The organism is Solibacillus faecavium, assembly GCF_014836905.1.
Lineage (GTDB): Bacteria > Bacillota > Bacilli > Bacillales_A > Planococcaceae > Solibacillus > Solibacillus faecavium.
In genome coordinates this window covers 658,692-683,913 of record NZ_JACSPZ010000002.1, presented here as the reverse complement: position 1 = coordinate 683,913, position 25,222 = coordinate 658,692, and the positions used below count along the sequence as shown (strand labels likewise).

24 protein-coding genes are annotated in these 25,222 nt (G+C 37.4%); 15 read left to right on the top strand and 9 right to left on the bottom strand.

All coding sequences use genetic code 11. The features are described 5' to 3' along the window. The first annotated feature begins 84 nt into the window (after window positions 1-84). The 3 genes from H9635_RS06870 to H9635_RS06860 all read left to right on the top strand — a co-directional run bounded on the left by H9635_RS06870 (window position 85) and on the right by H9635_RS06860 (window position 2,940). Window positions 85-906 (top strand): MBL fold metallo-hydrolase, encoded by an 822-nt coding sequence (locus tag H9635_RS06870; protein WP_191699403.1) that lies wholly within the window; start codon window positions 85-87, stop codon window positions 904-906. Between the two features lie 378 nt (window positions 907-1,284). After that, window positions 1,285-1,905, top strand: coding sequence for a DUF47 domain-containing protein (locus H9635_RS06865; protein ID WP_191699402.1), 621 nt, complete (start codon window positions 1,285-1,287; stop codon window positions 1,903-1,905). Between the two features lie 18 nt (window positions 1,906-1,923). Next, window positions 1,924-2,940, top strand: a complete 1,017-nt coding sequence (locus H9635_RS06860) for an inorganic phosphate transporter (protein WP_191699401.1) — start codon at window positions 1,924-1,926, stop codon at window positions 2,938-2,940. Between the two features lie 273 nt (window positions 2,941-3,213). Here the strand turns inward: H9635_RS06860 and H9635_RS06855 are convergent, their stop codons facing one another. Further along, complete coding sequence (locus tag H9635_RS06855) at window positions 3,214-4,029, bottom strand: S1C family serine protease (RefSeq protein ID WP_191699400.1); 816 nt, start codon at window positions 4,027-4,029, stop codon at window positions 3,214-3,216. Window positions 4,030-4,418: 389 nt separating this feature from the next. Here H9635_RS06855 and H9635_RS06850 point away from each other — a divergent pair, with 389 nt between their 5' ends. Then, a complete protein-coding gene (locus H9635_RS06850) occupies window positions 4,419-5,633 on the top strand; it encodes an NAD(P)-dependent malic enzyme (RefSeq protein ID WP_191699399.1) in 1,215 nt (404 codons plus the stop codon). Between the two features lie 69 nt (window positions 5,634-5,702). Here H9635_RS06850 and pepF read toward each other — a convergent pair whose 3' ends face one another. After that, window positions 5,703-7,508 carry an oligoendopeptidase F gene (gene pepF, locus H9635_RS06845; protein WP_191699398.1) on the bottom strand — a complete coding sequence of 602 codons (1,806 nt, stop codon included), beginning with the start codon at window positions 7,506-7,508 and terminating at the stop codon, window positions 5,703-5,705. A gap of 131 nt (window positions 7,509-7,639) precedes the next feature. Between pepF and H9635_RS06840 the strand changes: the two genes are divergently transcribed. From H9635_RS06840 to H9635_RS06830, 3 genes are read left to right on the top strand one after another with little or no spacing between them, the layout of a single operon-like run. Further along, window positions 7,640-8,518 (top strand): patatin-like phospholipase family protein, encoded by an 879-nt coding sequence (locus tag H9635_RS06840; RefSeq protein WP_191699397.1) that lies wholly within the window; start codon window positions 7,640-7,642, stop codon window positions 8,516-8,518. Window positions 8,519-8,533: 15 nt separating this feature from the next. After that, entirely contained in the window at window positions 8,534-9,457 is a 924-nt protein-coding gene (locus H9635_RS06835) for an aminoglycoside phosphotransferase family protein (RefSeq protein ID WP_191699396.1), read from the top strand. Between the two features lie 22 nt (window positions 9,458-9,479). Then, window positions 9,480-9,800, top strand: coding sequence for a hypothetical protein (locus H9635_RS06830; RefSeq protein WP_191699395.1), 321 nt, complete (start codon window positions 9,480-9,482; stop codon window positions 9,798-9,800). A 227-nt stretch (window positions 9,801-10,027) separates the two neighbouring features. Here the strand turns inward: H9635_RS06830 and H9635_RS06825 are convergent, their stop codons facing one another. The 4 genes from H9635_RS06825 to H9635_RS06810 form a co-directional block, all read right to left on the bottom strand. Then, window positions 10,028-10,234, bottom strand: coding sequence for an alpha/beta-type small acid-soluble spore protein (locus tag H9635_RS06825; protein ID WP_191699394.1), 207 nt, complete (start codon window positions 10,232-10,234; stop codon window positions 10,028-10,030). A gap of 210 nt (window positions 10,235-10,444) precedes the next feature. After that, window positions 10,445-10,645, bottom strand: a complete 201-nt coding sequence (locus H9635_RS06820) for an alpha/beta-type small acid-soluble spore protein (RefSeq protein ID WP_191699393.1) — start codon at window positions 10,643-10,645, stop codon at window positions 10,445-10,447. 199 nt (window positions 10,646-10,844) lie between these two features. Continuing rightward, window positions 10,845-12,221 carry a Na+/H+ antiporter NhaC gene (nhaC, locus tag H9635_RS06815; protein WP_191699392.1) on the bottom strand — a complete coding sequence of 459 codons (1,377 nt, stop codon included), beginning with the start codon at window positions 12,219-12,221 and terminating at the stop codon, window positions 10,845-10,847. Window positions 12,222-12,359: 138 nt separating this feature from the next. Further along, window positions 12,360-13,046: a phosphoribosylaminoimidazolesuccinocarboxamide synthase gene (locus tag H9635_RS06810; protein WP_191699391.1), complete on the bottom strand. Its 687-nt coding sequence runs from the start codon at window positions 13,044-13,046 to the stop codon at window positions 12,360-12,362. 178 nt (window positions 13,047-13,224) lie between these two features. Here H9635_RS06810 and H9635_RS06805 point away from each other — a divergent pair, with 178 nt between their 5' ends. After that, the gene (locus H9635_RS06805; RefSeq protein ID WP_191699390.1) at window positions 13,225-13,647 is read left to right on the top strand and encodes a universal stress protein; all 423 of its coding nucleotides are present in this window, start codon (window positions 13,225-13,227) and stop codon (window positions 13,645-13,647) included. 49 nt (window positions 13,648-13,696) lie between these two features. On the opposite strand, the gene gdhA is transcribed toward H9635_RS06805, so the two are convergent. After that, the gene (gdhA, locus tag H9635_RS06800; RefSeq protein WP_191699389.1) at window positions 13,697-15,064 is read right to left on the bottom strand and encodes an NADP-specific glutamate dehydrogenase; all 1,368 of its coding nucleotides are present in this window, start codon (window positions 15,062-15,064) and stop codon (window positions 13,697-13,699) included. A gap of 216 nt (window positions 15,065-15,280) precedes the next feature. Here gdhA and H9635_RS06795 point away from each other — a divergent pair, with 216 nt between their 5' ends. From H9635_RS06795 to H9635_RS06785, 3 genes are read left to right on the top strand one after another with little or no spacing between them, the layout of a single operon-like run. Continuing rightward, window positions 15,281-15,691 carry a YaiI/YqxD family protein gene (locus H9635_RS06795; RefSeq protein WP_225231147.1) on the top strand — a complete coding sequence of 137 codons (411 nt, stop codon included), beginning with the start codon at window positions 15,281-15,283 and terminating at the stop codon, window positions 15,689-15,691. 4 nt (window positions 15,692-15,695) lie between these two features. Further along, complete coding sequence (locus H9635_RS06790; protein ID WP_191699388.1) at window positions 15,696-17,024, top strand: D-serine ammonia-lyase; 1,329 nt, start codon at window positions 15,696-15,698, stop codon at window positions 17,022-17,024. Window positions 17,025-17,038: 14 nt separating this feature from the next. Continuing rightward, a complete protein-coding gene (locus tag H9635_RS06785) occupies window positions 17,039-17,389 on the top strand; it encodes a DUF4181 domain-containing protein (protein ID WP_191699387.1) in 351 nt (116 codons plus the stop codon). 484 nt (window positions 17,390-17,873) lie between these two features. Here the strand turns inward: H9635_RS06785 and H9635_RS06780 are convergent, their stop codons facing one another. Next, window positions 17,874-18,695, bottom strand: a complete 822-nt coding sequence (locus tag H9635_RS06780; RefSeq protein WP_191699386.1) for a squalene/phytoene synthase family protein — start codon at window positions 18,693-18,695, stop codon at window positions 17,874-17,876. Between the two features lie 1,271 nt (window positions 18,696-19,966). Continuing rightward, a complete protein-coding gene (locus H9635_RS06775) occupies window positions 19,967-20,410 on the bottom strand; it encodes an NUDIX hydrolase (protein WP_191699385.1) in 444 nt (147 codons plus the stop codon). A gap of 154 nt (window positions 20,411-20,564) precedes the next feature. On the opposite strand from H9635_RS06775, the gene H9635_RS06770 reads away from it, so the two are divergent. The 4 genes from H9635_RS06770 to H9635_RS06755 all read left to right on the top strand — a co-directional run bounded on the left by H9635_RS06770 (window position 20,565) and on the right by H9635_RS06755 (window position 25,213). Further along, window positions 20,565-21,005: an ASCH domain-containing protein gene (locus H9635_RS06770; RefSeq protein WP_191699384.1), complete on the top strand. Its 441-nt coding sequence runs from the start codon at window positions 20,565-20,567 to the stop codon at window positions 21,003-21,005. Window positions 21,006-21,553: 548 nt separating this feature from the next. Beyond that, window positions 21,554-22,672, top strand: coding sequence for a thiolase family protein (locus H9635_RS06765; protein WP_191699383.1), 1,119 nt, complete (start codon window positions 21,554-21,556; stop codon window positions 22,670-22,672). Between the two features lie 133 nt (window positions 22,673-22,805). After that, window positions 22,806-23,981 carry an acyl-CoA dehydrogenase family protein gene (locus H9635_RS06760; protein WP_191699382.1) on the top strand — a complete coding sequence of 392 codons (1,176 nt, stop codon included), beginning with the start codon at window positions 22,806-22,808 and terminating at the stop codon, window positions 23,979-23,981. A gap of 38 nt (window positions 23,982-24,019) precedes the next feature. Continuing rightward, window positions 24,020-25,213, top strand: coding sequence for a thiolase family protein (locus tag H9635_RS06755; protein ID WP_191699381.1), 1,194 nt, complete (start codon window positions 24,020-24,022; stop codon window positions 25,211-25,213). Window positions 25,214-25,222 lie beyond the last annotated feature (9 nt).

The window sequence follows — 25,222 nt, the reverse complement described above, 5'->3', positions numbered from 1 at the left end:
GTACGTGTCAAAAAAATTTTTTTCGGCACTCAAAAATGGCGCGGGCCATTGATATATCAACATTTATAGAGGGAGGTAATAGGTATGTTATTTGAGAAGAAATCGGAAATAAGCGAAAAATCCGATGTGAAAATGATTAATGGTTTTGTCAAATTCCAATCGGTGCGTTTGAATGTATATTGCTTTGAGGTTGATGGTGTTTTAATTGATACTGGCGCGGTATCACTCCTTGAGGAATTTAAACCGTTTTTCAATACGATGGATGTTGATCAGGTGATGTTAACCCACTATCACGAAGATCATACCGGTGGGGCGCATTTTTTGCAGACAGCATACAATTTACCTATATTTATGAATGAAACAAGAATAGAGGAATGTAAATACAAAGCAAACTATCCTTTATATAGGAAGTTGTTTTGGGGGGCGAGAAAACCCTTTGAAGCGCAGCCTTTGGAAAATAATTTTACTTCGAGGACCGGTCGCTGGAAAGTAATTCCGACCCCTGGACATACGAATGACCATTCATCTTTTCTAAATGAAGAGACAGGACAACTCTTTACGGGGGACTTGTATGTTACACCTAAAACTAAAGTTGTGCTGCGTGAAGAAAGTATTCCGCAAATTATAAGTTCATTGGAGCTAGCACTTTCCCTTGATTTCCAGGAAATGTACTGCAACCATGCAGGGTATATTGAAAATGGAAAGGAAGCTTTACAACGGAAGTTGAATAACTTAAAAGAATTAAGCGGCAAAATAGAACTGATGGCTGAAAAAGGAATGACACCCTCTGAGATAACGAAACAACTTTTTGATAAGAAATATCCAATAACAAAGTTATCATTAGGGGAATGGGATGCAGCTCATATCGTAACATCCGTATTAAAAAATAGAATATACAATAACTAACTGCTTAGCGAGGGGAACTTGCTAGGCAGTTTTTATTGTTTTGTTATAGAAAATAGTCTCACTTATTAAAAATGGTTTGTAATATTAAATTTACAATTGCTTAATAATTTAAGCGGTTTAAAAATGCGATAAAAGGGAATTACTATAAGATTTTCTTTCCTACCTATCGAAAAAGGCTTATTTACAAGAGAATTTTAGTGGATTCTGAAAATTTCGTTATATAATCAGGTGACTTGATGCAAGATTATAACGTATATTTATTTTTCGATTGTAAAGGTTTTGTAAATAACTTAAATTAATGTTGAAGAAAATGAAAAATAGGTGTTATGATAACCTAGGTTTTGATTTACATACTTCATTTTAGGGGGATTTTATTCCATGTTCAGCTCAAAAAAACCAGATCCATTTTTTGAAGGATTATTAGATATTGCAAAAAATGTACAAAATGGTGCCAACTATGCAAAAGAATCAACAATTTCTACAGTATCGGACTTAAAACAAATTCAAATTAAAATGAAGTCTTATGAAACAGCTGGTGATAAATTAATTCATGATTTGATCGTGAAATTAAATGAGTCCTTTATGACACCAATTGAACGTGAAGATATTTTAGCATTGGCAATTAAATTAGATGATATTTTAGATGGTATTGAAAATACGATTGCCCATTTTGAAATGTATGCATTTACAGAAGTGAATCAGTATATGAGAGACTTTGTTGACTTTATCGCTAAATCATCTGATGAAGCAGTAAAGGCAATGGAATTATTAAATAAAAAAGATTTAATTGGCATGCGTCAACACGCCATTTTAATAAAAGATTATGAGCGCGAATGTGATGAGATTTTCCGTAAGTCTATTACAGAACTATTCCAAGTTGAAAAAGATCCAATTCGCTTAATTATTTTTAAAGATTTGTACGAGCAATTAGAAGAAATTGCCGACTATTGCCAAAATGTAGCGAATACAATTGAAACAATTATTATGCGTAATGCATAATTGAAAAAGGAGTAGACTATGGAAACGTTATTAATCATTACCGTACTCGTTGTTATTTTTGCGTTAGCATTTGATTTTATTAATGGCTTCCATGATACAGCCAATGCTATAGCAACATCTGTTTCAACGCGTGCGTTAAAGCCGCGAGTAGCTGTTTTAATGGCTGCAGTGATGAACTTCGTTGGTGCGATGACTTTTGTAGGCGTAGCAAAAGCAGTTGCATCGGGAATTGTGGATCCTTTCTCGTTAAATGCATTCGAAGGTGATGTGACTGGATCTGTTGTTATTTTGGCGGCATTAAGCTCGGCGATTACTTGGAACTTGTTAACTTGGTATTTCGGTATACCATCAAGTTCTTCACATACATTAATCGGCTCAATTGCAGGGGCAGCAGTAGCCTCAGCCGGTATGGATATTTTAAATTATGAAGGTTTCTTTAAAATTTTACAGGCATTAATTATTTCACCAATTTTAGCCTTAACGCTAGGATTTATTGTAATGAAGTTATTCAAATTTATATTCAAGCGTTCACCATTATACAGTACAACGAGAGCATTCCGATTAACGCAAATCGGTACGGCAGCTTTACAATCGTTTACTCATGGTACGAACGATGCGCAAAAAGCGATGGGTATTATTACAATGGCTTTAATCGCAGCGAACTGGCAATCGACAGATGAAGTACAAGACTGGGTACGTTTTGCCTGCGCATTGGCGATGGGTCTAGGAACATCTGTTGGTGGATACAAAATTATTAAAACAGTGGGCGGCAAAATTATGAAAATCCGTCCAGTTAATGGTGTAGCGGCAGACTTAACTTCTGCATCGATTATTTTTGGTGCGACAGTGATCGCATTACCAGTATCGACTACGCACGTTATTTCATCTGCCATTATGGGTGTAGGTGCAGCACAGCGTGTGAAAGGTGTTAAATGGGGAATGGCGCGTAAAATCGTTATTACTTGGTTCATCACTTTACCGATTTCAGCAGTAATGGCTGGTGTATTCTACTTATTATTTAGTCTACTATTCTAATATAAAAAACGGCGCTCAATGTTTATGTTTGGGCAGCCGTTTTTTTGTATATTCGGAGTTGGTTTATGCTATCGGTGGTCACTTTTTCTAATAAAAAATAAAATGTTCTAATAACGGTTGAAGAGTTTCTAATAAAATTTATGTTATCTAATATAGGGAACATTTGTTCTAAAATAGATGTGTAATATGCTAATAAACTACGTAAATGTTCTAAAATAGTAGCCTACTCTTCTAATATCCCCGACAACTATTCTAATAAGTTAAATCTGAAAATCATTGCGCTAAATATTCCTGAAATTGCTCATGGACATTTTCTATCGGAATAAATAAACCGACTTTTCCATGATCTTCACGTGTACCGGTTGCAAAGACAACACCTATTACTTGTCCTTGCTCATTGATCACCGGGCTTCCGCTATTCCCTCGATAAACAGGGGCGTTCATCATAATAATTTCTGTTTGAATATCGACAGCATTCGTATAGCCTATTACTTTTCCTTCATTTGCAATACCGCTAAATGCAAGTGGATTACCGATAAAATAAACAGGCTCATTTTGACGGAATTCGCTTGTTTCTGCTAGTGTTAAATACGGTAAGTTCCCCGCATCAACTTTTAATAGTGCCAAATCATATTCCTCATATGCTTCTATAACTTCCGCTTTATAAAGTGAATCATCCGGAAATACTACGGTAATCGTTAAAGCATCATCAATCACATGTTCATTTGTTAATATGTAACCATTTTCCGTTACAGCAAATCCTGTTCCTTTTCCGGAGTCAGTATTTATTGTGACGATCGATTGCTTATATGTTTGAATATTTTCCTGACTTGAAAGTTTCGTTGATACTTTTAAAAATTCAATTGCCGGAATGGAATAAATATTGAAAATTACTGCAAAAGTATTAAAAACAAGTGTCAATGCCATCAACCATACGATAATCCGCACAACAGGCTTTTGCCTTTTTGGTTTTTTAGGCTGTGGATTTAGACGTGCCTCCCGCTCTTTTGCCAGTGCCTTTTCCTGTTCTTCTAAAACAAGCTCTAAAAATTCCTCTTCAGTCAGTTGCTCGGTGTTTTTATCTGTCATTTTCACCCCTCCGATAAATTAAGTTTAACAAAAATGTGAAAAATTTGCGGTGAAAAGCTTTGTGACATTTTTTTTATGTAAGTTTGTGAAAAGTTTCATATTAAGCATTAGAAAATACTTCGTGCAATCTATCACATACTTTAGGCTGATAAAGCGCCGTTTTCAAAATGACAGCCCTTACATTAATTTTATTTATATAATAGATTGTGTATGAATTCACAATGTTGAATATTCGTATTTAACCTCTTAAAGTGTTGATATATCAATGTTTATCGATAATTATTTGAATTTTCAAACAAAATTAAATATTATCGTTGACAAAAGAAATCAAAAGGAATAACATACGTAAATATAAAGAAAATTCCTAAAATTAGAAAGGGTTGGTAAAAATGGATTTAATGAAGAAGTCGTTAGAGATGCATGAAAACTTTGGGGGGAAGATGGAAATTCGTGCAAAAGTACCGGTGCAGGATAAATATGATTTAAGTTTGGCGTATTCACCTGGTGTAGCAGCTCCTTGTTTAGCAATTGAACAAAATCCTTCCACTGTATATGACTATACGATGAAAGGAAATTTAGTAGCAGTCATTACAGATGGTACTGCTGTGCTCGGTTTAGGGGATATTGGTCCGGAAGCAGCATTACCTGTAATGGAGGGGAAAGCTTTATTGTTAAAGCGATTTGCGAATGTTGATGCTGTACCGGTTTGTTTAAACACAAAAGATGTTGATGAAATTGTTAACGTAGTGAAAGCAATCTCTCCTACATATGGGGCGATCAATTTAGAGGATATTTCAGCACCACGCTGCTTTGAAATTGAAGATCGGCTGCGTGCAGAATGTTCAATTCCTGTATTTCATGATGATCAGCATGGTACCGCAATCGTTGTTGGTGCAGGGATGATTAATGCCGTAAAGCTTGTGAATAAAGAAGTTGCGCAAATGAAGGTTGTCATTAATGGAGCAGGGGCTGCGGGTATTGCCATTTTACGTATACTAATTCAAATGGGTTACACGAATGTAGTTATGTGTGATACGAAAGGGATTATTTATGAAGGTCGCCCTGAAGGAATGAATCCAGTAAAAGATCAAGTCGCTAATTTAACAAACCCATATCAACTACGTGGAAGTTTGGATGATGCTTTAGTGGGAGCTGATGTATTTATTGGTGTATCAGCAGCGAATATTTTAAAAGAAGCTCATATTAAATCAATGGCGAAAGATCCAATCGTATTTGCATTGGCGAATCCTGATCCGGAAGTTACCCCAGAGAATGCAAAAAAATGGGGCGTTAAAATTATTGGGACAGGGCGCTCCGACCATGCGAACCAAATTAATAATATGCTGGCATTTCCGGGTATTTTCCGCGGCACGCTGGATGTGCGCGCAAGAGATATTAATGAGGCCATGAAGCTGGCGGCGGTTGAGGCAATCGCTTCTCTTGTAACTGAAAAGGAACTTCATGAAGACTTTATTATTCCTAGCTCTATGGATGAACGTGTTGCAGGGGTAGTTGCGAAGGCAGTTGGGTCAGCTGCAATTGAATCTGGAGTATCCGACTTATTCCAGCAAGTAGATGTTGTTAAGCAATCGATTGCGATTTAAAAGTTGCAAGAAGTCTGTAGCTAAAAAACTAAAAGGATGTGCAAAAATATTTCTGCACATCCAAGTTTTTTAAACTGTTTGTAGTTCTTCTGTTAATTGCTCTAGTTGTGTAACTAAATTTCCGATAAATGCAATTGTGTCACGCAATGGTTGTTCTGTCGTAATATCGACACCAGCCATTTTTGAAAGCTCGACAGGTGTTTTCGTACCACCGGCTTTTAATACTTCGATCCATTCACCAACAGCTGATTCATCACCATTCAAAATACGTTGTGATACTTGTGTTGAAATTGTTAAACCCGCTGAATAAGTATATGGATATAAGCCCATATAGTAGTGTGGCTGACGCATCCAAGTAAGCTCAGCACCTTCTGTGATTTCAACTGTATCTCCCCAGAATTGCTCCAGTACTTCGCGTTTTAATTCATTTAATTTCGGAGCATTCACATTACCACCAGCATCGATAATATCGTACACTTTGCGTTGGTAGGCTGCTTCTAATAAATGTGTCACGAAGTTATGGTAATACGTACGGCTAATAATGGATGAAATAACCCAACGTTTGAAACGGGCATCCGTTGAATTTTGTAATAAGTAGTTGGCCATAAGCATTTCATTCATTGTAGATGGTGCTTCAATAAAGTATAAAGATGGGCGTGCATTATAAATATTTTGAGCGTCATTTGCTAAATAGAAGTGACCAGCATGACCTAATTCATGAGCAAGGACAAATACTTCATTCATCCGGCTTGTCCACGAAATTAATACATATGGGTGTACACCGTATGGGCTTGAACAGAATGCACCTGTTGATTTACCAGCATTTTGGGCAAAGTCAATCCATCGCTCATCGAATGACCGGTCAATCATTTTAATATAGTCATCTCCCATAATGGATAGACCGTCTTTCATATATTGACGGGATTCTTCTACAGTAATAGTAGGTTCGTATGAAGGATCCAATGAAATTTTAAGATCTGCAAAAGTCATTTTATCCAGTTCATGCGTTTTTTGTAGTAATTTTGCATAGCGACGCATATGCGGTGCTAGTTCATTCATAATTAAGTCGATTTGACGGTCATACATAGAGCGGTCTACTTGCTGAGATTCAAGTAGCGCATCGTAAATTGTTTCATAACCACGCAAATCTGCATCGGTTTTTTCAATTTTTAAATGTGTATTATACGTTTTCGCTGTTGTATGCTGATACTCACGCAGTTTTGAAGAGAATGCATCAAATGCTGCTCGGCGTTTTTTCGTATCTGTTTCTAATTCCCAGTCACCTTCAAATAGATTGTAGCTAAGAGGGAATTGCTCACCATCTACTTCAAAATTAGGGAAATTCATATCTACTAATTTAGTTGTATTGTAAAGTTCATACGGTGCATTAAATGTTGCACCGAAAGCAGCCAATGCTTTTTCCGCTTCAGGATGTAGTTGGTGCGGTTTTTGAATAAGCAGTTTATTAATATAGTTTTCATATGATGGATTTAATAGTTGAGCTTCTTTTAAAATTGCTTCGTCTAATGCCAATAAATCACTTTTTACAAAAGAAAGCTTTGTAGCGATGCTCGCAGCTAATGATCCAAATTGAGCTGAACGCATTTGATTTTCTGTATTCGTTTGATCTACACTGTGTGAAAGACTAGCGTACGTTCCAATTGGTACTAATTTAAGTTGGATTTTTTCAGTCGCTTCTATAGCTGCGATGGCACCCTTTGCATCTGTAATTGTGCCTGGCAATTGCTTGGCGCTTATCTCAACAAGCTGTTTCATTTCCTCAATTGCTTCTAAGTAAGCTTCTTCTGAAGAAAATAAATCATTTAAATTCCATGTTTCCTCAACTGGTACTTCATTACGTTTCAACATTGACATTAGTTACCTCCTAATATTACGATATTCGAAATAAATAATAACATATTTCTGAAAATTTAGGAAGTATGCTTGAGATTTAAAACGTATAATAAAATAGAAGACGTGTATATGACGGAAAGAGTGTGATGTAGATGCATGAAGTAAAGGACTGCAGTTTAATTTTAGAAGGGGGCACATTTAGAACCGTTTTTACAGCTGGTGTACTGGATGCCCTAATGGAGCAGCAAATAGTTATGCCATATATTGCGGCAATTTCGGCTGGGGCGATAAATGCGGTTTCGTATATGTCAAATCAGCCTGAACGAACAATGCGGGTATTGACAACGTATCGTAATGATCCCCGATATATGGGTGCGCGGAACTTTTTGAAGGAGAAAAGCCTTTTTGGTTTAGACTTTGCCTACAATATTGTACCAAATCAGCTCGACCTATTTGATTGGGACACATATTACAACTATCCAGGCGAAGTAGAATTTGGTCTGACAAATGCTTATACCGGTAAGGTGGAATATAAGAGTGCACATACGATGACGAGAACATGTGATATACTGCAGGCTACATGTGCGATCCCAGTGTTATTTCCGGAGATTAAAATTGATAATATCCCTTATTATGATGGGGGATTATCGGATTCCATTCCCGTGAAACGTGCGATTGAAAAAGGGTATTCCAAACATTTACTCATCCTGACACGAGAACCGGGCTATATTAAACAACCGTCAAAGACAAACAAATGGGCAACTAAGCTCTTTCAAAAGCGCTACCCTAGACTAGCTGCAGCAATGAATCAGCGTGCTTCAATGTACAATACTACGATGCAATATATTGAAGAATTAGAGCAAAATAATGAAGCTTTTATTTTCAAGCCGGACCGTGCAATAAAGAGCTTCGAAAGTAAAGTTGATCAAATGAAAGCTAATTATGAAGTCGGTTATGAACAGGCATTAAAGCAAATGCCTGAGTTGAAAGAGTTTTTAGGAATCCAAAAAGGTACACCCCTCCCTCTGTGAAAGGAGATTAAATGAATGACAAATGGAAAAGAAATTTTAGCGATATTTGGATTTGAAACTAAAGAAGAGCCTGTAAGTATTTACCCGTATTCACCCGTCTACCGGGTGAAATACGGCGATAAGGATGTTGTGGTAAAACGTACACAAAAAAGAGCAGAGAATGTGATGTCTTATACGAATATGTTAAAGAATAAAGGTGTAAATGTTGTAACACCAGTTAAGCTTCATGTAGATAATCCGCAAAATTTTGAGGGGACAAATTTTGTTGTTTATCCATTTATAGAAGGCACGAAATACTCTGGTCAAGAAAATGAAATTTATGAAGCCGGAAAGATGTTAGGTCACATACATAGTCTTTCACCAAATACAAATGCTTACGATCTTCTTAACTATGATGTTTACGATTTTAACAAACAGGAAGTAGAAGAGAGTATGGAAGCCATTATTCAGCATGCTCACAAAGCTGGGATTGAAATTGATTCAACATTAAAAACGAAATTACTGGAAAGTGTTGCAGTTCAGCAGGAACTTAACGGAGCGGGTTTACCGCATGTTGCTACACCTCACGATTTTAAAGCAAATAACCTTGTTTTAACCCCGGAACCGTACTTGATTGATCCGGATAATGCGACTTGGATACCAAGAATCTTTGATCTGGCGCTAGTCTTACTGCTCTTTCATAATGAACATGAAAAAGCTCCAAACAGGGTTTTCACCGTAGATGAATGGAAGCAGTTTTTATTAGGATATAAAGAATACAGTGCTTTAACCGATCAGGAAAAACATTTTTGGGATAAGGCGAAGCAGCATGTTTTTCTTGATGAAGTCATGTGGTTAATGGCTGAATATGAAGAGGACTGGCAAAATCCTGCCCAACAAAAACTGTTTAATAGCTTAATACAAATTGTAATTGATAGTGCTGACTACAGACTAATATAAAAAGTTGAAGGGAGGCAATACTATGGAAAGTTTGGCAGAAATAATGCGTATTGTATTTCCGTTAATTATCGTAGGCGCAATAAGTATATTTGTTATTTTAAGACTTCAAAATAAACATAAAAAAAATCAGCTAGGAAAGAAAAAAACACAAGGTGCTCAATTTTTATTGGATAGCTTAATACCTTGGGGGACATTTTTAGGCATCTTTATCGGGGGGATAATTAGTTTTCTTTTCCCGATGTCTATGTTAAATACGGTTAGTATAGGCGGTGGAATAGGGATGTTAGTCGGGTATTTTGCCTATGAAATTTATAGCAGGACAGAGGGTAGTTCTTCAAGTTAGTCATTAAGAATATATTTACATTATTAGTGCAAACCGGAGTCCTGGTTTGTGCTTTTTTGCAGAAGTGAAATATAAATCAATTAATCATTAATGGGTATATTTTACGATATGATGAAATGGAATAGCGGGAATTGAAATTTAAGAACATATGGATGACATAACTTTGTTCAAAGAGGACCACATTAAAAAGGAAACGCTACTTTTAAGTGTAACGTTTCCTTTTATTATTACTGATTTGATTTTCCGCTCATTTGCTGTTGTGCCATCTGAACTAGGCGCTTCGTAATCTCTCCGCCTACAGATCCGTTTGCACGAGATGCTGCTTCAGATCCTAATTGCACATTAAATTCTTGTGCAATTTCGTATTTCATTTGGTCAACTGCTTGTTGTGCACCAGGTACACGCAATTTGTTTGAACTGTTGTTGTTTGCCATCTGTAACTCGCCTCCTTATGATATTAGATTGTACAAGGAAGCAACTTTCATACCACATTGAAAATAGGTAATTTAAAGTTTAATTAGGTAGCCATTTTCAAAATGGTGAAATTTTATAATATGGATATATTGTAACTTTGAATCAAATGAGATTAGGAAGAACAAAATAAAAAGAAACGCTACATTTTACTGTAACGTTTCCTTTTTTAATTATTTTGATTTTAATTGTTGCTCAGCCATCTGAACTAGGCGTTTCGTAATCTCTCCGCCTACAGATCCGTTTGCACGAGAAGATGCTTCTGCTCCTAATTGAACACCAAACTCTTGTGCAATTTCGTATTTCATTTGGTCAAGCGCTTGTTGTGCACCAGGTACACGTAACTTGTTTGAAGAACTATTGTTGTTTGCCATGTGTGCTCACCTCCTTGTGACATTAGAATGTACAAGGAGACGAATTTAATACCTGAGAGAAAATAGGTAATTTAAAGTTTAATTAGGTAGTCGGTTTCTTAAATGGGTAATTTTTGTGATATACGAAGGAGGGCTAAAATAAGTAACATAATTTTTGGGAATATAATTCAAACTTTAATCGAAAAAGCAGTAATTAAAATTAGCTTGCCTTTGTAATCGTAATGTTCAACCAGCCAAACAAAATCGTCAAGGCGGGGCTGAGTAAACAGAAAAACGCAAACGGTACATAGTCTATTACAGAAACGTTAAGAGTAGTTGCAATAAATAGACCGCAGACACTCCATGGAACGAGCGGATTGATTACTGTACCTGCATCTTCAATTGTGCGGGCCAAGTTTTTTGGATGTAAGTTAAGCAATTTGAATTTCTCTTTGAAAGCCTCTCCAGTTAATAGGATAGATAAATACTGTTCGCCAACCGTAAAGTTAATGCCAATTGCAGTTAATGCCGCCCCGCTAATAACTGACCCAATTGATTTCAACTGATTTTGCAAAGCCTCAAGTAATGTTTGTATAATGCCGAGTGCAAACAGTAAACCTCCCATTGAAAGAGACAGTACGATTAAAATAATCGTAAACAGCATACTGTTCATACCGCCGCGAGACAATAAAGAATCAATTGCTGCTATACCTGTTTCCATTGAATAGCCGTTGTATAAAATTGCAAAGAGCTCATTAAGCGGAATCGTACTGTGGAAATACGATAAAACAATTCCGGAAATGGCACTAATGGCTAATGTAGCAAGGCTTGGTATTTTGAAGAATGTACAAACAATCAATATTACTAACGGCAGCAATGAGTACCAATGAATTAAATTTGTTGTTATTAAGGTTTCTTTATAATTTGTAATTAGAGTCGTATCCATATGCTGACTACTTGGTGACAGCACCGCGTAAATAATAAGTGAAATGATGAAAGCTGGTATTGTTGTGTACATCATATTTTTAATATGTGTAAATAAATCAATACCCGCAACCGTCGCTGCCAAGTTGGTAGTGTCGGACAGGGGTGACATTTTATCTCCAAAAAAGGCTCCTGAAACAATGGCACCTGCTGTAAGGGCAATTGAAGCATCGATCGAACTAGCTACCCCCAGCATCGCTACTCCTACCGTTGCAACTGTCGTAAGGGAACTGCCAATTGCTGTACCGATAATACTTGTAACAATAAAGACAATCGCATAAAAAAAGCTAGCAGAAATAATTGAAATACCTAAATATAACAATGTAGGAATCGTTCCACTTATTAGCCAGCTACTAATTAAAACGCCGATTAATAGAAAGATATAAATCGCGCTGATACTTGTTGAAACAGATGTAATCATACTTTGTTCCATCGTACGGTAAGGTACCTTTTTTATCGCACCATAACCAAAAAGTACAACAATCGATATTAAAATCGGTATATGTGGCACACTGTCAAGCTTCATAATGGAATAAGATATTAGTGCAATTATGAAAATGATAAGAATAAGAGCTTCCAGTAAATGCGGTTTTACATGTTGCTTTGAATTCATGATGAAATACCTCGCTACATAGTTTCGTACTTCAACGCGTCGAAGTACGAAAGTAAGTGTATCATTTTAAACAAAAAAAGGGAAGAGGAACATAACAAAAGGTACAAATCTTAATATCGATTTGTACCTAGAATGAAATTATTCAGCTAACATAATACGCTCTAACTCTAAAGGCTCGATATATGTATCACCTTTATAGGCACGCATATTTCCACCTGAAATCTCATCAATCAATAAAATTTCACCTGTTTTTGAATCGCGGCCGAATTCTAGCTTAATATCATAAAGTGTTAACCCTTTTTTCTCTAATTCGGAAGCGACGAATTTTGAAATCTCAATTGTACGCTCCTTTAAAACGGCATATTCTTCATGTGTTAAAATATTCAGCATTGCTAGAGCATCTTCTGAAATAGGAGGGTCAAGACGCTCATCATCCTTAATTGTAACCTCTACAAATGCATTCAAATCTTGACCTTCTTGTGCATAAGCACCATAGCGTCGTAAGAAAGATCCTACTGCTTTAAAGCGGCAAATTACTTCAAGTCCTTTACCGAAAACAGTGGCAGGTTTTACTGTCAATGTTGCTTCTTCAAAGTTTGCTTCTACATAATGAGTCGGTACATTCAATTCATTTAGTTTTGAATAGAAGAAAGATGTTAATTTCAGTCCAGCTAAACCGGCTCCATCGATTGTTAAACCGACCGTGTTTGCACCTGGATCGAATACGCCGTTTTCTCCGGTTACATCATCTTTGAACTTTAATAAATATAGTTCATTTTCAAGTTTGTAAACATCTTTTGTTTTGCCTTTATACATTAATTCCACGTCTTAAAACCTCCAATATGTATTCCATTAAATTATAACACGAATATTTAAAGCGTAAATATAAAATAACGTTCGTATTTTAAAGAAGGACGTCTAACTTCTTTTCGTTTATAGGGGTTTAGTTTAAAAGTGGTGGTAACATTTGTTATACTACTTTTAAGACAAAGGAGTGATCAAAATGGTTGAAACGTATAAAAATGTAGTGGTTGCTGTAGATTTTTCGGAAAAAGCACAAATCGCCTTTGAGCGCGGAGTACGCATTGCAAAATTGACAGATGCTACGTTAAATTTAATATGTGTTATTGATACACATTCTTTCGGATCAGTAGAGGCTTACGATTTGAAATATGCAAAAGCTCTAAAGGATAAAGCAATTGATCATTTAAATGAATTTAAAACTCAAGCAGAACAATCCGGCGTAGCAAACGTTCAGATTGTAGTCGAAGAAGGCTCTCCTAAAAATGTATTAACTAGCTTAACTACAGCAGATTTAATTATTGTTGGGGCAACGGGACTTAACCGTGCAGAGCGTTTCTTACTTGGTTCTGTTTCAGAAAGCGTTGTTCGCAATGCTAATTGTGATGTATTAGTCGTACGTTAATTAAAATAGTAAACCCGCAAAATAAATGCATTTTGCGGGTTTTTGCTATTTAATATACGCCTTCTACAAGCATTCCGTTTGCTACTTTAATAAAGCCGGCAATGTTTGATCCTACAACTAAATTTCCTGCATAGCCGTATTTCTTTGCAGCTTCAGAGCTTTCATTGAAAATTGACTTCATAATGTCATGCAATTTGCTGTCTACTTCTTGTTCAGACCAATAATTACGTCCTGAATTTTGAGCCATTTCTAGTGCAGATACCGCAACGCCGCCTGCATTTGCAGCTTTACCAGGTCCAAATAATACATCGCTAGCTAAAAATTCATTAATAGCATCTAAGTTAGAAGGCATATTGGCACCTTCTGCTACTACTTTCACACCATTTGCAATTAACGTTCGTGCCTGTTCGCCGTTAATTTCATTTTGTGTAGCACAAGGTAGGGCAATATCACATGGAATTGACCAAATCCCGTCACATCCTTCTGTATAAGTTGCGTTTGGACGATGTGTAACATATTCTTTAATACGCTTACCTTGGACTTCTTTTAATTCTTTTACAATTTTTAGATCAATACCTTCTGGATCGTAAATATATCCTGAAGAGTCTGAGCAAGCAACGACTTTTGCACCGAAATGCTGCGCTTTTTCAATTGCATAAATTGCCACGTTTCCTGAACCGGAAACAACGACTTTTTGGTTTATGAAGGATTGTTTTGCCTCTCGCAACATCTCTTCAACAAAATAGACTAACCCATAACCTGTAGCTTCCTTACGACCTAAAGAACCACCATAGCCAGGTTTCTTGCCTGTTAAAACACCTGCTTCATATGCACCTCGAATACGCTTGTATTGGCCCCATAAATAGCCGATTTCACGCGCGCCAACACCAATATCCCCAGCCGGAACATCGACATCTGGACCAACATAGCGGTATAATTCTGTCATAAATGCTTGGCAGAAACGCATAATCTCTGCATCGGATTTTCCTTTAGGATTAAAGTCCGAACCACCTTTACCACCACCGATTGCCTGACCAGTTAAAGCATTTTTGAATATTTGTTCGAACGCTAAAAATTTCATAATAGATTCGTTTACTGTTGGGTGGAAACGTAAGCCGCCTTTATACGGTCCGATTACGTTATTGTATTGTACACGGTAGCCACGGTTTACTTGTACTTGGTTTTGATCATCTTGCCATGCTACGCGGAATGATATAATGCGATCAGGCTCTATAATTCGTTCTAAAATGTTATGTTGAATGTATTCAGGATGTTGCTCGAATACAGGTACTAATGAAATAAAAATTTCCTCTGCTGCTTGGATGAATTCTATTTGATGAGCGTTCTTCTCTTTTAATTTTAAAAATACACCATCAACATATTGCTGTGCATTTGTCTTAGTTGAAATTGTCGTCATTGTGTAACCTCCAAATGAAATAATAAGTATACATTAGTACGAATTGTCGGACAATTCAATTACATTTTATGTGACATGACCTTGTTATAATGATGTTAGAAAGAATAAATGTTACAAAAATACTATATTAGAATAATTTATTTTAACCAATTTCTGAAAGGATGAAAAATTATTTTACACCTATTAATTGATGCAGATGCGTGTCCCGTTGTTGATTTGGCGCTATTTATTTCATCTCAATATGAGATTGAACCAATCTTGTTCTGCGATACATCACATCGTATAGAACGTGAAAATATAAAAACAATTATTGTCGACAAAGGACCTGATTCAGTCGACTTTAAGCTTTTAAGTGTATTAAAACGAGGAGATATTGTCATTACGGGGGATTATGGGCTTGCTGCGATGTGTATTGCAAAGGGCGGGATTGTTGTTAATCATAACGGCAAAGAACTGACGTCTGACAATATCGATCAACTGTTGGCATATCGCTTTGAAAGTGCGAAAATAAGACGTGCAGGAGGTCGTACGAAAGGGACTAAAAAACGTACAGAAGAAAATAATTTAGAGTTTGAACATAAATTTCGACAAATTTGTGAACGAGCAATTTTTCATAGGGAGGTATAATTAAATGAACAATCAAAAGTTAAATATAAGTGAATTATTAATGCAATTTCCACTTATTGAAAAACTACAGACAGAACAATATGTATTCTGGGAAAATGAAAAATTGACGAGTAAAAAACAAGAGAACGAAAACATTACAATGGATATGATACGTGATGCGGAAAAAAGACTACAGCGCTTTTCTTCTTATATACAGGCTGCATTTCCAATAACAAAGTTTTCAAAGGGTATTATCGAATCCGAATTAAAAGAAATTGCAGCGATGAAAAAGCTGATTGAAGGTCGACGTGGTTTTAACATACCGGGTACATTATATTTAAAATGTGATCATGCGTTACCGATTGCCGGTTCGATTAAAGCGCGCGGTGGAATTTATGAAGTGCTAAGCCATGCCGAAAAACTGGCATTAGAAGCCGGTCTCATTACAGAAGATGACAATTACGAAAAGTTCCATAGTGAAGAATTCAGTCAATTTTTCAGTCGTTATAAAGTAGCAGTTGGATCTACCGGTAATTTAGGGTTAAGTATAGGTATTATTAGTGCAGAGCTCGGTTTTCAAGTAACTGTGCATATGTCCAGCGAGGCGAAAGAATGGAAAAAAGATTTGCTGAGAGAAAAAGGCGTTGAAGTAATTGAATATGAATCAGATTACACGTCAGCAGTTGAAAATGGGCGGAAAGCTGCAGAGCAGGATGAAACTTGCCACTTTATAGATGATGAAAATTCAATGGATTTATTTTTAGGCTATGCTGTAGCGGGTCTGCGCCTGGAAGAACAACTTAAGCAGGCAAAAATTAAAGTGGATGCAGGTCATCCGTTATTCGTTTATTTACCTTGTGGTGTCGGAGGTGCTCCGGGAGGTATTGCATACTGCCTAAAGCAAATATACGGAGATTATGTTCATATTTTCTTTGCAGAGCCCTTTGCGTCTCCAAGTATGCTCTTAGGTATGATGACAGGCTTGCATGACAACATTAGTGTGAATGATATCGGTTTAACAAATCAGACAGAAGCGGACGGGTTGGCGGTAGGTCGTCCTTCACGTTTTGTCGGGACATTGATGGAATCCGTAATTAGTGGATGCTATACTGTGGATGATAGCTTTTTATTTAGAAGTTTAAAAGGCATGTTTGAAACGGAAAATATTTTTATGGAACCGTCAGCACATGCCGGTGTTTATGGACCGATTGAATTGATGATGCAAGGTACTTCGTATATTAAAAAGCATGGGCTTGCAGATAAAATGGAGAATGCAACACATATCATTTGGTCAACGGGTGGCGATTTAGTACCTGAAGAATCACGCCAGCATTATTTACAAACAGAGATATAGAGGGGAAGTCGCTTGTGCTAATTGTAATAATCATCGTAGCATTTATAGGAGCAGGTTTGCTGGATTTAAACTTACGTAAAAAATTTAATATCGAAAAAAATGAAAAATTTATGGATCAGTACGTCGGTATTTGGCATTTCCTATTAGAAATTGTACTTTGCTTCTTATTTTTATCATTCGTTACAGTAAACTTATTTGATCAAATTACGCTATATTCGCTATTATTTGCATTTATTATGCTGCTATTTATGGTTCGTGGTCTTTTGGAGTTTTGGTTTAGAAGAGAAAAGCGACGACATATTATTTCGTTCACATATGTTGGGCTTTGTGCAATAATCAGTGTTGCAATTGCATTGATTTTGTAAAAAGAAGAGGCTGGGACAAAAATCGCCTTAAAATCAAAAGTCTTTCAAATTTTACGATGAGTAAAATTTGAAAGACTTTATTTTGTGTCTACATCCAAGCCGTTGTTCTCCGTTACGGCGGACGCTTTCCTGGGCCACGGCTCGAGCCTGTAGTTTCTCCCACGTGCTTGTCCCCTGGGAGTCGCCGCCTTCACTCCGAACAACTTTTTTCCATTCCATCTAAGGGGAACATTTACAAAGCGCAGCATCTGTGAAATTTGTTTGATGGTTATGAGTGAATCAACTTATTTTCCCCTAGATTTAGAAAGAAGGTTACATAAAAATGATATTCTCTTGAAGGTTGCTATTGAAAGAGGGGGATAAGGTGTGAGGGAATTACTTTGTACCATATATTTTCATGATGAAATGTAAAAAGGAGAAATTGCAATGTGCAATCTCTCCTTTTTACGAGAGCTAAAAAAAAATTATGTTCCAGCTCATATTTTTAGTCTGCCTGTACTTCTTCAACGGTTGCTTCTACCTCTGCACGTGACATTTTATCGCGGCCATCACGCATTGCTTGTAATGTTTTATGCGCTAATGCTAAAGGTAATTTACAGAATAGTTTAATCGAACGTTTGTCTAAATCTTTCATATAAAGATCGGCTTTTGCCAGGTTTTCCTCTGCATAAGCAAATAGTTCGGTACGAGTCCAGCCGTCTGGAACGAAGCTTACACCACGCTCATCTAAATCCTCTTGCTCGTTTCGTAAAATATTGACTGCCTGTAATCCCCGACCATAGCCAATCGCAAGCTCACGGTCTGTTTTCGTACCTGCACTCCATTCCCAAAGCTCTGAAAGCATAACACCGACTAACCCAGCTACGTAATACGTATAGTCATCTAAATCCTCTTTTGTATGTACTTGCCAGTTTGCCAATGCCCATTTCGCCATACCTTCAGCCATTTCACTTGTTGCAGACGTTACAATCGGTAATGCACCTTGTGGACATACTTGTAGCCAGTCTGCTAAACGAAGTGTCACTTCCGGCATTTTTTCCTTTACAGGAGCCAATGCATCTAAATAAGCATTATTATCGAAAGAAGGGGCCTTTAATAGGTCTGCAACCTTTAAAAGTGTTGCATGTTTTACTTCATTTGATACTTCTTCATGATCTTCAATCTCGTCAATGGCACGCATCGCTAAGTATGCTGCTGCAACCGTTAGTTTTAATTCTTTTTCTAAAAAGGTAATGGGGATATAAAATGTACGGCTCGTCTCTTTTAGAACGCGCATCGCATCTTTTTGTAATTGTTTCGTTGTCATAAGGAAGACATCCTCCAATCTAAATTGCATCCACCTCTTATCGTAACGCAAATTTGTGAAAAGGGAAAATAAAAGTTCTGTCCCAAAATGAAACATGAGCAGGCAATTATAAAGATTTAGTTTAAAAGTGGAACGGAGGTAGTGGAAAGTAGAAAGTGTGTAGGGGGAAGTAGTATGCTCCACTTGAAAAGGAGAAGTTTTCAGCATGAATGTTGAACAGGTCCGAAGAATTAGAAGATCTCGTCCTGAAAGGAGAACGGGTGCCGCGGAAAGTAGAATGATTCTGGGCAAATGTAGAATCCTCCTCCAGGAAAGTAGAATGTTCCCGGCCTAAAGTGGAACAGGGGCGAAGAATTAGAAAGTCTCGCCCTGAAAGTAGAACGGGAGCGGCGGAAAGTAGAATGAGTGTGGGCAAAAGTAGAACGTTTCACCTAAAAAGTAGAACGTTTCCGGCCTAAAGTAGAACAGGGGCGAAGTATTAGAACAACTCGTTCTGAAAGTAGAACGGGAGTGGCGGAAGTAGGAGTTATAGGGAAAAGTAGAACCCTCCGCCAGGAAAGTAGAAAGTTCCCGTCTTAATATAAACCGATCCTGCCTAAACAGAGAAATTATCAGCATTAACTTACATACTCGAAAATAATCTTGCAAGCATATAAAAACTACCATTAATAAAGCAAATAATTAACGCGGAAAATGCGTATGCCTTATTCTTTTTAAATTCATATAAAAACGTTATGGAATCTAAAATCAGTATTCCAATCCAGCTACCTTCCCATAATACATTTGTCAGTCTCTCAGGGAAAAGTGGTGAAAACTCCTGTCAAAAAGCTGGTCCAAATAGCAGCAGTTAAACCTAAGAAAATGATACTTAATTTTGATGGTTTTCCTGAATCACTTCCCCAGTAATAAAGAATTACTATAGGGAATATACAAAGAATTGCAACAATCAGAAACAAGATGAACATTAAACCGCTCCCTTTATCATTTTTAAGTTTGACGTATTAGTTGGTAAATAGTTCCATTTAAAATGAATATCTCTCTATCTTTTCAACCTATACAGCCGCTATATACGATTGCTACTCTTATGATTAATGTGGACGGATTCTTACTGGAAACACTCCTCGTTGGAAAAGAGAAAGCAAATACACAAGGTCAGCTAGATGCTTTAAAACTTTAACTTAAAACAGTGCTGCAAATAAATGAACAAGGCGTAAGTATGATTTTAAAAAAACGGAAACGCAAATAGTGCAGCGTTTCCGTCAACTTTATTCTTATGAAATATATCCAACCTTTTTGAGAAAGATTTTTGAAATGTAATTCAAATGGGGAAGGTTATCTAAAGGGAAATATTGCAGGTCCTTCGTTTCTTCCTTTTCCTTAAGTTTCCCAGTAATTTTTACTGCTTCATATATAGCGGTTGCATTATAAATTTCATCGCCATTTGGATATTTGTAATAGGTTTCTTTACCGGAGGCTATGCCAATTAATTTCAATTCCTCGGCGTTTAAACCAGTCTCTTCATGTAATTCTTTTTGGGCAGTTTCTTCAAAGCTGTCACCAAGTTCCATGCCACCACCGGGTAGACCCCAATCATTAGTATCTTCCCGTAATTGTAACAATAACTCGTTGTTATCATTAAAAATAATTACGGCAGATCCAGGTGCAATGATAGGTCTTTCTCCAACGTATTGTCGTAAAGTTTCAATGTAATCCATAGTAGTTTCACACTCCTTTATCGCAATTAACTAAATCCTAACACATATTTAGTATTGGTAAGTAATGATATATGTTAAATTTGTTTAAATAGGTATTTTAAGTTTTTATAGGAAATACTTAGAAATTATATGATTGAAAGAGGGAGTTGAAAAGGTGAATAAGATTGATACATATTGGCATCGGTATTGTGAGATGGAAGGCTTATCAAATATCCGCTACACGGAAGCATTTCAATTTGGAGCGAAAGCGGATTGGTTAGCTAGCCTTGTTGTTGCAGGCACTAAAACGGCGACTTGTTCAAGCTTTCCATTGTACGAATTGGAAGGGGAGCCATTACCAAAAGTAGGTGACTATCAAATTGTATTAAATAGTCAGGATGAACCGGTTGCCATTATAAAAACCTATTCAATAGAAGTTTATCCATTCAACGAAGTGCCTGTTGATTTCGCATTAGCTGAAGGAGAAGGGTCGTATGAAGAATGGAAAGAAGCGCATATCGCTTTCTTTGGCCGAATACTGCCTGAATATGAGTTAACGTTTACAGAAGAAATGCTAACCGTGTGTGACAGATTTGAAAAAGTATATCCAAAGTAGATAAGGAGCAAGTATTTCGTGTAATACGGAGTACTTGCTTTTTGTTTGCTTTAAATTAAAATGCCAAAAAATCTAAACGAAGAAAAAACTTTTCAATGTATGTGGAAGTGGTTATAAGTTCCTATTGTATTGAAAGTATTAGAAAGGGAAATATTCATGAGGAATATGTTCAAGTAAATTCTATTGGTGTTCATTCTATTCTTGTTTCTAACGTGTTCTTTAACTTCCGCAATAATTAAAATCAGTTTCAAGAAATGCTTGTAAATATTATATTAACATTTCGATGTATTCTTCATGATGTTATTGTTTCAATAATAATTGCTGAAGTTTTAGGGAATTTATTATTTAAAAATATTCTATATTTAGAATAATTTAAGCGGAATTTATATATATAAGATAAGAGTACTTTTAAATATTAATTTAGTAGGTTGTAATTTTTTAGTTTATGCAACATATAGTGAATTTGGAGTAAAGGGTTCGACCATTTTAAACAACGAGATAGAACGAAACCAGTATCAGCCAATTAATTTCAAAGGAGGAATGAGTGTATGAGAGAAGCGGTAATTGTAGCTGCAACGCGCACACCAGTTGGTAGAAGAAATGGAGTATTAGCAGAGGTAAGAGCAGATGACTTAGCAGCAGATGTACTAGAGGATGTAGTTAAACGAGCGGGAATTGAAAAGGCGCTTGTGGAGGATGTTATTTTTGGCTGTGTGACACAAACACTAGAGCAGGGTGGAAATATTGCACGTGTAGCAGCACTGATGGCTGGCTTTCCAATTGAGGTGCCGGGTGTGACGATAGACCGGCAATGCGGATCGAGTTTGCAAGCAGTTCATTTTGCAGCACAGGCGATTTTAGCAGGTGATATGGATATTGTCATTGCAGGTGGGATTGAAAGCATGAGCCGTATACCGATGGGATCGAATGTTCAAGGGAGAGGCAAAAGCGAACGTATAAAAAAATACGAGCTTATTAATCAAGGGTTATCAGCAGAGCGGATTGCAGAACAATGGGAGTTAACAGAACAGGAAATTAACGAATACTCTGTGCTCAGCCAAGAACGGGCCATCAATGCGATTAAATCGGGTAACTTCAAAGACGAAATCGTACCTGTTGGGGACGTGGATACCGACGAAGGACCGAGACCAGGAACAACAGTTGAGGTACTGCAAGGCTTGAAAAAGGTATTTAAGGAAGGCGGATTAATTTCTGCGGGAACTTCTTCACAAATGAGTGATGGGGCATCAGCTGTACTCATAATGTCCAGTGAAAAAGCGAAGGAACTTGGTGTGAAACCGATGGCAAAAATCATTGCACGCACAGTCGTAGGCTCTGATCCTACACTTATGCTAACTGGTCCGATTGAAGCGACAAAACGTGTACTTGAAAAAGCGAATTTAACGATTGAAGATATGGATACTTATGAAGTAAATGAAGCATTTGCCCCTGTGCCGATTGTTTGGGCAAAAGAGCTTGGAGCAGATTTGGACAAATTAAATCCAGATGGCGGTGCGATTGCACTTGGTCACCCACTTGGCGCAACAGGGACAAAGCTATTAACTTCGATGCTTTATCGGATGGAGCGCAATAACCAACGCTATGGCTTACTTGCGATTTGCGAAGGAATGGGTATGGCGAATGCCACAATTATAGAAAAAATATAGATCAAAAGTATTAATAAAATTAGGAATAATATAAGAATTAATTTCATAGTTAATAGAATATCCATAAGTTATGTAATCGCTTTCAAATAGATAAAACTATAAAAAATAACATGAAGAAGAGAGTGTGAAGAATATGAATAAAACAATGACGAAATCAAGAAAAGAATCACGGACGTTCTTGAATGACGAACATATTATGTTTAGGGAATCTCTTAAAAAATTTATAGAAAAAGAAATTGAACCTTATTTTACACAATGGGAAGAAGATCGCATTGTTCCCCGTGAATTATGGACAAAGCTAGGCAGTCAAGGATTTTTATGTCCAAGCGTTGAGGAAAAGTATGGTGGAACAGGGCTAGACTTTATTTTTGATGTAGTTCTATCAGAAGAGCTGTCTAAAGTTGGCGGCGGCTTAAGTGGCATTGGTTTGCATAGTAATGTTGTAACACCTTATATCACGTCATTTGGTACAGAAGAGCAGAAGATGAAGTACTTGCCGAAGTTTGTTAGTGGTGAATGGATTTCTGCTATTGCAATGACAGAGCCTGGTGCGGGATCCGATTTGCAGAAAATTACTACTACAGCGATTAAAGATGGTTCTGACTATATTGTTAATGGTACAAAAACCTTCATCACAAACGGAATTCTTTCAGATGTGATCATCATCGCCTGCAAAACTGATCCAAAAGCGGTACCTGCCCATAACGGGGTAAGCTTAATGATTATTGAACGAGGGATGGAAGGATTTTCACGCGGCAGAAAATTAGACAAGGTTGGTATGCATAGCCAAGATACAGCGGAATTAATATTCGAGAATGTTAGAGTTCCTGCAGAAAACTTGCTTGGAGAAGAAGGAAAAGGTTTCTTGTATTTAATGCAAAAATTACAACAAGAACGACTACTTACTGCAGTGGGCGCTATTACGGCTGCTAAGGATATGTTGGATCTCACTTTACAATATGTTAAAGAGCGAGAGGCGTTTGGTAAACCAATTGGCAAATTCCAAAATACACAGTTTGTATTAGCTGAAATTGCGACGCAAGTACAAATCGGTCAAACATTTGTGGATGATTTAATTGTGCGCCATTTAGCCGGACAGGAAATTGTGACGGAAGTATCGATGGCCAAGTGGTGGGTGACGGATATGGCCCGGAAAATTTCTGCAGAGTGTATGCAATTACATGGCGGCTACGGCTATATGGAAGAATACAAGATTGCGAGACGATTTAGAGATATTGCTGTTACACCGATTTTCGCAGGTTCCAACGAGATTATGAAAGTTATTATTGCTAAAAATATGGGGCTGTAATAGTACCAAAGAGTAAGAATTTGCGAGGTGAGATGAAAATGAAAAATGCCGTAATAATAGATTCTGTTCGTACAGCAGTTGGCCGGATGGGAGAGACATTGAAAAATGTAGAGGTTGATTATCTCGCGGCAAAAGTGTTGGATGAAATCGTCGTCCGTACCGGTATTAGTAAAAGTGAAATCGATGAAGTCATTCTCGGGCAGGCGAAGCAAAGTACAGACTCGCCAAATTTAGCTCGCTTGGCGCTTTTACGTGCCGGCTTTCCGATTGAGATTACAGGATACACAGTTCATCGGCAATGTGGCTCAGGTCTGCAGGCAATGAATAGCGGTGCACAGCAAATTATGTGTGGTTTATCGGACATCATTATTGCTGGTGGAGCTGAAAGTATGAGCACAGCACCGTACTATTTGCGAAATGCCCGCTACGGTTACGGTGCAGGAAACGGTGAAATTCTGGATTCAAACACGGAAAGTCAGCCCCGGGCACAACCTATTGAAACGTACGGAGCATTAACGATGGGGATGACAGCGGAAAATTTAGCTGAAAAGTACTCCATTTCTCGTTCTGAACAGGATGAGTTTGCTTTAAGAAGCCAGGAAAATGCGAAAAGAGCTATTGAATCAGGTTTGTTTACGCAGCAAATTGTACCTTTCGAAGTCAAGACGAAAAAAGGAACAGTCGAATTTAAAGTAGACGAGCATCCTAGAGAAACAACTTATCAAAAGTTAGCCCAGTTAAAGCCTGTCTTTAAAGAAAACGGCACCGTTACTGCTGGTAATACTAGCGGTCGAAATGATGGCGCGGGTGTTATCATGCTGATGTCAGAAGAAGCGGCTGCTCGGTATGATAAAAAGCCTAAAGCGAAAATTATTGCGCAGGCTGTGGCAGGAGTTTCACCGGAAATTATGGGGATTGGCCCTGCACCAGCAACGAGAAAAGCGTTAAAGATGGCGGGCTTAACACTGGATCAAATCGGGTTGGTGGAATTGAATGAAGCCTTTGCTGCACAATCTTTAGCGGTTATTAAAGAACTTGGTCTGGATATGAACCGCGTTAATGTAAATGGTGGAGCGATCGCCCTCGGTCATCCAATTGGCGGCACGGGCGGAGTTTTAATGACAAAGCTGCTTCATGAAATGGAAAGACGCGGAGAAAAGTATGGTTTAGCAACATTCTGCATTGGCGGCGGTCTAGGTATTACGACAATTATTGAAAATATGCAGTTGTAGAACGAGCCG

Coding starts and splice junctions, on each gene's coding strand:
- H9635_RS06835 (WP_191699396.1), top strand. CDS start 8,534: ATGACAAATGGAAAAGAAATTTTAGCGATATTTGGATTTGAAACTAAA.
- H9635_RS06855 (WP_191699400.1), bottom strand. CDS start 4,029: ATGACAGATAAAAACACCGAGCAACTGACTGAAGAGGAATTTTTAGAG.
- H9635_RS06860 (WP_191699401.1), top strand. CDS start 1,924: ATGGAAACGTTATTAATCATTACCGTACTCGTTGTTATTTTTGCGTTA.
- H9635_RS06870 (WP_191699403.1), top strand. CDS start 85: ATGTTATTTGAGAAGAAATCGGAAATAAGCGAAAAATCCGATGTGAAA.
- H9635_RS06805 (WP_191699390.1), top strand. CDS start 13,225: ATGGTTGAAACGTATAAAAATGTAGTGGTTGCTGTAGATTTTTCGGAA.
- H9635_RS06765 (WP_191699383.1), top strand. CDS start 21,554: ATGAGAGAAGCGGTAATTGTAGCTGCAACGCGCACACCAGTTGGTAGA.
- H9635_RS06760 (WP_191699382.1), top strand. CDS start 22,806: ATGAATAAAACAATGACGAAATCAAGAAAAGAATCACGGACGTTCTTG.
- nhaC (WP_191699392.1), bottom strand. CDS start 12,221: ATGAATTCAAAGCAACATGTAAAACCGCATTTACTGGAAGCTCTTATT.
- gdhA (WP_191699389.1), bottom strand. CDS start 15,064: ATGACGACAATTTCAACTAAGACAAATGCACAGCAATATGTTGATGGT.
- H9635_RS06775 (WP_191699385.1), bottom strand. CDS start 20,410: ATGGATTACATTGAAACTTTACGACAATACGTTGGAGAAAGACCTATC.
- H9635_RS06780 (WP_191699386.1), bottom strand. CDS start 18,695: ATGACAACGAAACAATTACAAAAAGATGCGATGCGCGTTCTAAAAGAG.
- H9635_RS06825 (WP_191699394.1), bottom strand. CDS start 10,234: ATGGCAAACAACAACAGTTCAAACAAATTGCGTGTACCTGGTGCACAA.
- H9635_RS06840 (WP_191699397.1), top strand. CDS start 7,640: ATGCATGAAGTAAAGGACTGCAGTTTAATTTTAGAAGGGGGCACATTT.
- H9635_RS06830 (WP_191699395.1), top strand. CDS start 9,480: ATGGAAAGTTTGGCAGAAATAATGCGTATTGTATTTCCGTTAATTATC.
- pepF (WP_191699398.1), bottom strand. CDS start 7,508: ATGTCAATGTTGAAACGTAATGAAGTACCAGTTGAGGAAACATGGAAT.
- H9635_RS06790 (WP_191699388.1), top strand. CDS start 15,696: ATGAACAATCAAAAGTTAAATATAAGTGAATTATTAATGCAATTTCCA.
- H9635_RS06850 (WP_191699399.1), top strand. CDS start 4,419: ATGGATTTAATGAAGAAGTCGTTAGAGATGCATGAAAACTTTGGGGGG.
- H9635_RS06820 (WP_191699393.1), bottom strand. CDS start 10,645: ATGGCAAACAACAATAGTTCTTCAAACAAGTTACGTGTACCTGGTGCA.
- H9635_RS06755 (WP_191699381.1), top strand. CDS start 24,020: ATGAAAAATGCCGTAATAATAGATTCTGTTCGTACAGCAGTTGGCCGG.
- H9635_RS06865 (WP_191699402.1), top strand. CDS start 1,285: ATGTTCAGCTCAAAAAAACCAGATCCATTTTTTGAAGGATTATTAGAT.